The organism is Candidatus Synechococcus spongiarum, assembly GCF_900047545.1.
Taxonomy (GTDB): Bacteria; Cyanobacteriota; Cyanobacteriia; order PCC-6307; family Cyanobiaceae; genus Synechococcus_B; species Synechococcus_B spongiarum_C.
This window is the reverse complement of sequence record NZ_FITM01000136.1, coordinates 1-7481: the sequence shown is the minus strand read 5'-3', so window position 1 is coordinate 7481 and position 7481 is coordinate 1. Positions and strand designations below refer to the sequence as shown.

Below are 7481 nucleotides of genomic sequence, written 5' to 3'. Positions count from 1 at the left end.
CTTGCACAAGTAGCAAGACGCCTGCCAGAAAAAAACTGATCGACGCCAGATCCGGACTCACCCTACGGCTGTAGGCAGCCCAAAGATAGGAGGTTCCCAGAATAAAGCTGGCCATGGCCCCAGCGCGACGGCTCAGAATCAGAGCGCCAATCCCATAAATAATCCAGGCCGAGAGTAGGGCCAGAAGGACAAAAGGAAGGCGGGCCGCACCATCGCTCACACCAAAAAGCCCCATGGATAGGGCCACAATCCAATAGTGGCCCGGTGTTTTGTGGTGTGCCTGGGCAAAGGGCACCCATGCTTCATTTTGGTCAAGGAAGAGACGGGCTCGCCACATATACAAGCCCTCATCCCAGGCTGTGAGACTTTGCTGATCGGCATCAAAGAACTTCCAAAGCAGCAGGGGTAAAAGAAGTAACAAAGGTGTGAACGGCAGTAGCTGCTGAAACCGCCTGTGCATGAGGCTTGGCTTGGCTGTCTCACCCCACGGTAACTCCAAGGGAGGCCCAGGGTCCTCCAGGCCAAGGGCTGTGGAGGAGGTTCAGGGGACCGTTGAGGCGCTTGCTCGTGAGACGTCCGGTCCTCCGGGCCACACCACTGCAAGCTGACGGGCTCCTGTCGGCCAGGTTGCGGAGAAGGAGGGAAGAGGGTCTGGAGTTGACAGCCGCTCAAAGGTTGCTCCCCAGGAGCCACCAAGTGGTGAGGACGTGGCGCCTGAGCAGGTCGAGGCTGAATTAAACGCCCTCCGTACCAGGACAAGGATGGGCGGTCCGTGCCCTGGATGAACACCAACTCCTCGGGAGGCAGTGTACGCACCAAGTGGCCCACGGCATGGGTGGGCCAAGTCTCGTTCAACTCCCAGAGCCATAGGGGTGTGGCCCAGAAACAGAGCAGTGCCACCCACCAACCCACCACCATCACCCCCAGCGCCCAGCGCACTGACCAACCCCCCGTCAGTGCAATCGCCGAGGCCACGAAGCCAACGCCAGCACTCAGGAGGGGCCAGAGGGGTAGGCCTTGAACAAGAGCCAATGCCTGCAGCACAGTGGCCAGCAGCAACACCAAGCCCAGCAGCAGCAGAGGGATTCCCAAATTGCCCGTACGGCGCTCCCGCCACAGCCGCGCCAGAGCCGGGCCTTCCACACAGGCCAGTGGGGGCCAGAGGATATGGCTATACCAGGGCAACTGGGTCTTGAGAGACAGCACCACCCCCAAGCAGCCCGCCAGGATGGCGAGCCGCCAGCGACCTGCCGGCTGCCGCCGCCGGCGCCAGGCCAACTGCAACCCCAAAGGCAATAGCAGGAGCCACGGCCAACCTCCTTTCAAGAGTTCGAAGGCAGGGACAGCCAACCCCTGATCATGACCTTCAAGCACCTGCACCAGTCGGCCGAATCCTTGACGGCCCCACATCAGCAGAGCTGCGTCACCCCGGCTGTAGAGATGCCAACCATGCCAGGCCAACCCCGGCAAACAGCCCAGCAGACCCCAGCAACCCATGGTGTGCCAACTGCGACGCCACTGCTGAAGCAGGGTCTTCCTCTGGCGTTTCCCCTCCATGGGCAGGGCCGCCAGGAGTGTTGTCGCCAGGCCCACCACCAGAAACGCCGTGGCTGCCGGGGGCTTGAGGAGCAACAGGGCGCCACAGGCCGCACCAGCCAGGCCAGCGCCACGGCGGGGGCGCCTCCGGAGCAACAGCAGCCCCCACCAGAGGAGCAACGTGGCGGAAACCATGGCACCATCCAGCATCAACAGCCGTCCATGGCGGGCCATGGGTAAGGTGGTCATCAGGATCAGTCCCGTGGCCAGGCCTTCCCCGGCAGCAGATCCTCGAAATTGTGGGCTGGATTGCCGAGATTGAAGTGCCAACTCCCGCTGGATGAGCACCACCAGGGGAACGGCTGCGGTGCTCAGTACTGCCGGCACCAGGCGCAGGACTACCTCGTGGGTTCCCCCAGTACGAATGGCCAGGGCCACCAGCAGGTGAAGACCTGGGGGCTTGTTCAAATAGGGCTCCCCCCAGCGTGTGGGCAACAAGCCATTGAGGTCCGCCGCCTGGGCAAACTCCAGGGCTGTGCGGGCAATATCAGCTTCGTCCCAATCCCGCAATGGAACATTGCCCAGCCAGGGCAGCCAGAGGACACAGGTCAAAAGCCAGAGCAACAGCGGCACAACCCAGGGTCGAGGTCGGCGGAGAAGCATCTGTTCCTGAAAGCGAAGGTTGTGTCCCGGAAATGGTAGAGTTGAAAGGTGCGTAATCTCCAGGTCACGCAAACCACCCAAGTGGTGAGTGAAATTGCCAAGGAGATCACACTATGGCAGAGGCTACAGCAGGGAGAGGGCCGTCTCTACTTGCTTACGGTGGGGAGGGGTTTGCAAAGCGCCCAGAGGATACCGAATCAGGTATGGGTTATTCATGGAGTCTGCACACAGATCAGCAAGACTCCATGATCTTGGGCGAGAATGCTATAAGGAAAATCCAGCTCTGCCGGGTCAGTCTTGTCAATTCAGGCTAAGGGACTTCCCCGGAACTTAAATTCACTAAATGACGCCCAACGTTGGCCCGTCATTGGGCTATTCGCTCTAAGAAATATGTTCCTCCTGAGCACTCTACTGTTCACCACACATCAAGGCCCAATCCTCTGGCGCCGAAACCATTATCCATGATTTCAAGGAAAAATCTGAAGCTGTTGGAAGCGCCTGGTGTGTGTCAGACTTGGCTTGTAGTACCTCTAAGACAGCTCAACTCCTGCTCTGCAGGGGTGATGTAGAATGACTTGTGATTGTGCCTGGCAGGTGAGACCATTAGAGCTGTGAGACGAGACTGGTTGTCCCCTACAGCAAAGCTCACTCCCGGAAGAGAGTGAGCTTTTCCATATCACAGATGATGGTATGCTCTGCCTCATCAGAGATCAAGGGCAGATGCCGGTCTGGTTCACAACCCTGGCATTTCGTGTTTGAGCTGTTCGGCCCACCGGGCGAGACGATCATCCGTCATGTCAGATTCGCTGTCCTCGTCCAGTGCTAATCCACAGAACTGGTCTCCGACCACACTTTTGGACTCTTCAAACGTATAGTCACTTTTGTCCACGTAGCCCACCATCGTGGCGCCAGCCTGCTTGAAAAAATTATGCAACTCTTCCATGGCATCACAGAAGTTATCGGTGTAACTTCCGGAATCCCCCAAACCAAAGACCGCCACGGGTTTACCACCGAGGTCCAGCTCGGCGATGTCTTCAAGCACCGCATCCCAGGCCGTTCCTGAGCGTTCGGTGTCTGCACCTGTATTCCAGGTGGGGGTGCCGCAGATCAGCCCGTCAAATTCGTTGAACTCACTGACGTCGGCCACGTCGGCAAGATCCTTCGGGGTGTTGGCGGAACCGAGCAGAGCATGGAGTCGCTCAGCTACATCCTGGGTTTTGCCGGTTGTTGTGGCAAAGTAGATGCCGACAGCCATGGGGTCATAAAGCATGTATTCCTGCCTACGGTAAGGAGATGCACAGTAGGCTTAGGATAAGGATTGAACATTCACCACTGATAATTGATACACCTCCTGCAGGGTCAGCCCACCGCCTTTGGTAGCAAGGGCATGATCAGCCTGTGCCGCTTGTCCTGAAGGCGGGCGGGGAGAGGCAATAGGGTCAAAACCACAATGAACAACCTGCAACAATGGCAAAACGTTCGGGATTGATTGCCGCTCAACGGACCGAGTTGGAATCTGCCCAGGAGCGTCCCCATACCCGCTGCCTCGGTCCAATTGAAGGCTGGCGGACCCGTCGCCTCCTGATGGCCATGTCACTGCAGCAGGCTGGATGGTCGCTGGAAAAAATCGCGAACCATTTGCGCTGCACAACCCTCACCATCACGCGAGACATCACTGTCTATCAGCACTCACCCCGGTCGCAAGCGGCCCATGGGATGAGGGCGGCGCTTGAGGGGTGACGGGGTCAGGTGACCAGTGAGCGATTCAACTTGCCGCTCACCAGACCCTCCAGGTCCAGACCCACCGCCGTAAAGCCCAGGTTGCGGAAATGGGCCACCAGTTGACAGCGGTCCACGTGGCTCAGGAAGTCGGCAATGGCGGCAGCAGGGATCTCAATCCGCGCTGTGGTGCCTTGACTGCGGACCCGCACCTGTTGATAACCACAGGCCAGAAGCCAGGCCTCTGCGGCGGCAACCCGCTCCAGACCCTTGGCGGTGATGGGCTCTCCATAGGGGAAGCGGGAACTGAGACAAGGCTGGGCCGGCTTGTCCCACCAGGGCAGACCCAGGGCACGGGAAAGCTGGCGCACCTGCAGCTTACCGATGCCACTGTCCACCAGGGGAGAACGCACCCCATGTTGCCGGGCTGCGGCAATCCCAGGTCGGTGGTCCCCCAGGTCGTCCTGATTGACCCCATCCACCACCTGGGCGCCGGAGGCAACAGGTTCCAGGTGGGCCAAGTGCCGGTGGAGGGTGGCCTTGCAGGCACGGCAGCGCTCCGGGGGATTGTTGGCATAGTCCGCCACGTGCAACTCCCGGGTGGCCACCTCCTGGTGCCGGATGCCCAGCCACTGGGCTTGCCATCGGGCCTCGCGCCGCAGGTGGGGCGCCAACGCCGGAGACACTCCGGTGACCGCCAGAGCAGCATCCCCCAACTGCTCCACCGCAATAGCCGCCACCAGGCTGCTGTCCACCCCACCGGAATAGGCCACCACCACCGCCCCCAACTGGTGCAGACACTCCCGAAGCTGCGCCAGTTGTGTCTGCAGCCTGGGATCCAGCTCCTCTTGCAGCGGCAACTCAGCCATGGCAACAGTGTAGGCCCATGGTCAGGGTCATGACAGGTTCTGGCCCTGCCGTCTAAGATATGCACCCACCCTTCCTTGCCTATGGCCAGCGGCATCGGCATCCGCACAGCCACGTCGACCAACGGTCGCACCCGCGGTCAGTTGCACATCTACGACGGCGAGGGCAAGGGCAAGAGCCAGGCGGCCTTGGGGGTGGTTTTGCGTACCATCGGCCTGGGGATTTGTGAGCAGCAAAACACCCGGGTGTTGCTGTTGCGCTTCTTGAAAGGACCTGGCCGCGCCTACGACGAGGACGCTGCCATCGAGGCACTGCAGCAAGGGTTTCCCCATCTCATTGACCAGGTGCGCACCGGACGGGCGGAGTTTTTCTCCGCCGCTGAGGTGACCGCATTCGACCGCCAGGAAGCCCAGCGGGGGTGGGACATTGCCAAGGGGGCCTTGGCCAGTTGCCTCTACTCGGTGCTGGTGCTGGATGAGCTGAATCCCGTGCTGGACCTGGGCCTTCTGGACAAAGACCAGGTGATCAAGACCATGGGGCAGATGCCCGCCGACGTGGAAATCATCGCCACTGGTCGGGGGGCGCCGCGGGAGTTGACCCGCCTCGCGGACCTGCATTCGGAAATCTGCCCTCATGAGCACCAGTCCACCGCTGACCACCGGATTGGGGGGATTGAGATTTACAGCGGTGAGGGCAAGGGGAAGTCCACCAGTGCGCTGGGTAAGGCACTCCAGGCCATTGGGCGGGGCATCAGCCAGGACACCAGCCACCGGGTGTTGATCCTGCAGTGGCTCAAGGGTGGGCAGGGCTACACGGAGGACGCCGCCATTGAGGCACTGCGCCAGAGCTACCCCCACTTGGTGGATCATCTGCGCAGTGGACGGGACGCCATTGTCTGGCGCGGCCAGCAGCAACCCATTGATTACGTGGAAGCGGAGCGGGCCTGGGAAATTGCCCGGGCAGCTATCGGCAGTGGCCTCTACAAAACGGTGATTCTCGATGAACTAAATCCCACCGTGGACCTGGAGTTGTTGCCGGTGGAGCCCATCGTACAAACCCTGCTGCGCAAGCCCAAGTTCACGGAAGTGGTGATCACGGGGCGCTGCAAAAATCTGCCGTCCTACTTTGCCTTGGCCAATACCCACTCCGAGATGGTGTGCCACAAGCACTACGCCCAGCAAGGCGTAAGCCTGAAACGGGGTGTGGATTACTGAGGATGCAGCGCCCCACCTCTACAAACGGGGTGAGCAGTACCCAGGCGGTGGGGAGTTGCAGAAGCTCTGTATCACCCAGGCAAAACACACAGCGGCGCGCTCTTGGCTAGCGGAGGTGAGCACAACGTGCCCCTGTTGCAGTCGGTCCGCGATCTGGACCAGGCCTTCCGTAATTGAGATGTCTCAAGGGCAAGTGCCAGGGCAGGGTCTGTGCCCCCAGGTTCAAGCAGCGGAGCAACAAGCAGAGCATCCGCTTCACCCGCAACGCCTTTTGGGTTGAGGGTGAGACTCTGAGACTCACCAAGGTGGGGTCTATCCCCATCGCCTGAAGCCTGAAATTGGCGTCAGAGTCCAGCAGTGTGACCGTCAGCAAAGACTGTGCAGGTCCCTACTTTGTCAGCTTTGTGCTGGAGGGCCTGAACGTCTCGGGGATGATGCAGAACTGCAAGCTGGCGCGCGCTATTGCCGATGCGGGGTGATGATTGCCCTGGACCTTGCTGGAGGCCAAGGCCGAGCAACAGGGCAGGCGGGTCGTTGCCATCAACCGTTGGCTGCTCACCTCTCAAGCCTGCTCAACCTGTGGACACCGGGAGGGGAAGAACGTAGCATCAATATGCTCTGAACTAATTTTCATGAAAGCACTGTCATTTCCTTTTCTGGCTTCTTCTCGTGATGGTAATACTGCCAATACAAACGAATTACCCCCCCTCTCCCCACAATTCTTTACAAAAGGGAGTTAGGTCTGCGTTCTTACTACTCATTCTTTATTTCACTCTAAATTTAATTGAACAAAATTTAAAACCAGGACTAACTTATGATGCCTTACAACAACTTCATTTTATAGAGAAATGGCAATGGCAATGGGGATATATCTCAACTCAACCTCCATTATATCACTGGTTGTTTAAGATTGTTGTCGATGTATGCAATTTTTTAAATCTTAACTTTAAGTTTGCTGATTCATTTCTTAGACAAAGTCTTGTAATAGTTGATATTTTAATTGGATATTTGATATTTAGAAAATACAAATTTAACTAAGCCAATTCAATATTTTCAGCATTTGGATTATTTCTCATTTCAGATATTGGATGGTCGTTTCAATATAACTACACTCATACTGCATTAGCTGCAACCACAACACTCTTATTCATATTTCAATTTGTTAGCCTGTTAAATCAACCTACTTCAAAAAATTATTGTTTTACTGGAGTATCAATAGCTTGTGCTATATTATCTAAATACAATACAATACTTACTATTAGTGGAATATTATTGGCTTCATTATCTATTAAATCTGCGAGAAATGTAGTTCTTAAATCTAAATTTCTTATTACTTTATCGATAGCTTCAATAATTTTCTTGCCTCACTTTGATTGGATGTTATCTACAAGAAATCCTATACTAACAATTAGAAAAATCTTGAAAGTTGAAGATGTTAATGGATTAAATTCGATTTTACCTAATACTAACAGATTTAGGTAG

General features: G+C 56.8%; 9 protein-coding genes. 5 read left to right on the top strand and 4 right to left on the bottom strand.

The window, feature by feature from the left end; all coding sequences use genetic code 11:
- The 3 genes from FLM9_RS08210 to fldA all read right to left on the bottom strand — a co-directional run.
- Positions 1–235, bottom strand: a 235-nt coding sequence (locus FLM9_RS08210; protein ID WP_180365317.1) for a glycosyltransferase family 39 protein, incomplete at its 3' end; no start/stop codon positions are given.
- Positions 217–2160, bottom strand: a complete 1944-nt coding sequence (locus tag FLM9_RS08205; RefSeq protein WP_180365316.1) for an ArnT family glycosyltransferase — start codon at positions 2158–2160, stop codon at positions 217–219. The genes FLM9_RS08210 and FLM9_RS08205, both read right to left, overlap by 19 nt.
- A gap of 772 nt (positions 2161–2932) precedes the next feature.
- Positions 2933–3454: a flavodoxin FldA gene (gene fldA, locus FLM9_RS05675; protein WP_074457661.1), complete on the bottom strand. Its 522-nt coding sequence runs from the start codon at positions 3452–3454 to the stop codon at positions 2933–2935.
- Between the two features lie 212 nt (positions 3455–3666).
- Between fldA and FLM9_RS05670 the strand changes: the two genes are divergently transcribed.
- The gene (locus FLM9_RS05670; RefSeq protein WP_143324624.1) at positions 3667–3939 is read left to right on the top strand and encodes a hypothetical protein; all 273 of its coding nucleotides are present in this window, start codon (positions 3667–3669) and stop codon (positions 3937–3939) included.
- A 5-nt stretch (positions 3940–3944) separates the two neighbouring features.
- Here the strand turns inward: FLM9_RS05670 and larE are convergent, their stop codons facing one another.
- The gene (gene larE, locus FLM9_RS05665; RefSeq protein WP_074457658.1) at positions 3945–4787 is read right to left on the bottom strand and encodes an ATP-dependent sacrificial sulfur transferase LarE; all 843 of its coding nucleotides are present in this window, start codon (positions 4785–4787) and stop codon (positions 3945–3947) included.
- 81 nt (positions 4788–4868) lie between these two features.
- Here larE and FLM9_RS05660 point away from each other — a divergent pair, with 81 nt between their 5' ends.
- The 4 genes from FLM9_RS05660 to FLM9_RS08755 all read left to right on the top strand — a co-directional run bounded on the left by FLM9_RS05660 (position 4869) and on the right by FLM9_RS08755 (position 7481).
- On the top strand, positions 4869–5999 hold the full coding sequence (locus FLM9_RS05660) for a cob(I)yrinic acid a,c-diamide adenosyltransferase (protein WP_074457657.1): 1131 nt from the start codon (positions 4869–4871) through the stop codon (positions 5997–5999).
- A gap of 338 nt (positions 6000–6337) precedes the next feature.
- A complete protein-coding gene (locus tag FLM9_RS08200; RefSeq protein ID WP_180365315.1) occupies positions 6338–6478 on the top strand; it encodes a hypothetical protein in 141 nt (46 codons plus the stop codon).
- A gap of 3 nt (positions 6479–6481) precedes the next feature.
- Positions 6482–6739, top strand: a complete 258-nt coding sequence (locus tag FLM9_RS08760) for a zinc ribbon domain-containing protein (RefSeq protein WP_074457656.1) — start codon at positions 6482–6484, stop codon at positions 6737–6739.
- A 307-nt stretch (positions 6740–7046) separates the two neighbouring features.
- Positions 7047–7481, top strand: coding sequence for a glycosyltransferase family 39 protein (locus FLM9_RS08755; protein ID WP_081340231.1), 435 nt, complete (start codon positions 7047–7049; stop codon positions 7479–7481).

Excerpts from the sequence above, each read along its gene's own strand:
- fldA (WP_074457661.1), bottom strand. The coding sequence starts at position 3,454 with ATGGCTGTCGGCATCTACTTTGCCACAACAACCGGCAAAACCCAGGAT.
- FLM9_RS05670 (WP_143324624.1), top strand. The coding sequence starts at position 3,667 with ATGGCAAAACGTTCGGGATTGATTGCCGCTCAACGGACCGAGTTGGAA.
- larE (WP_074457658.1), bottom strand. The coding sequence starts at position 4,787 with ATGGCTGAGTTGCCGCTGCAAGAGGAGCTGGATCCCAGGCTGCAGACA.
- FLM9_RS05660 (WP_074457657.1), top strand. The coding sequence starts at position 4,869 with ATGGCCAGCGGCATCGGCATCCGCACAGCCACGTCGACCAACGGTCGC.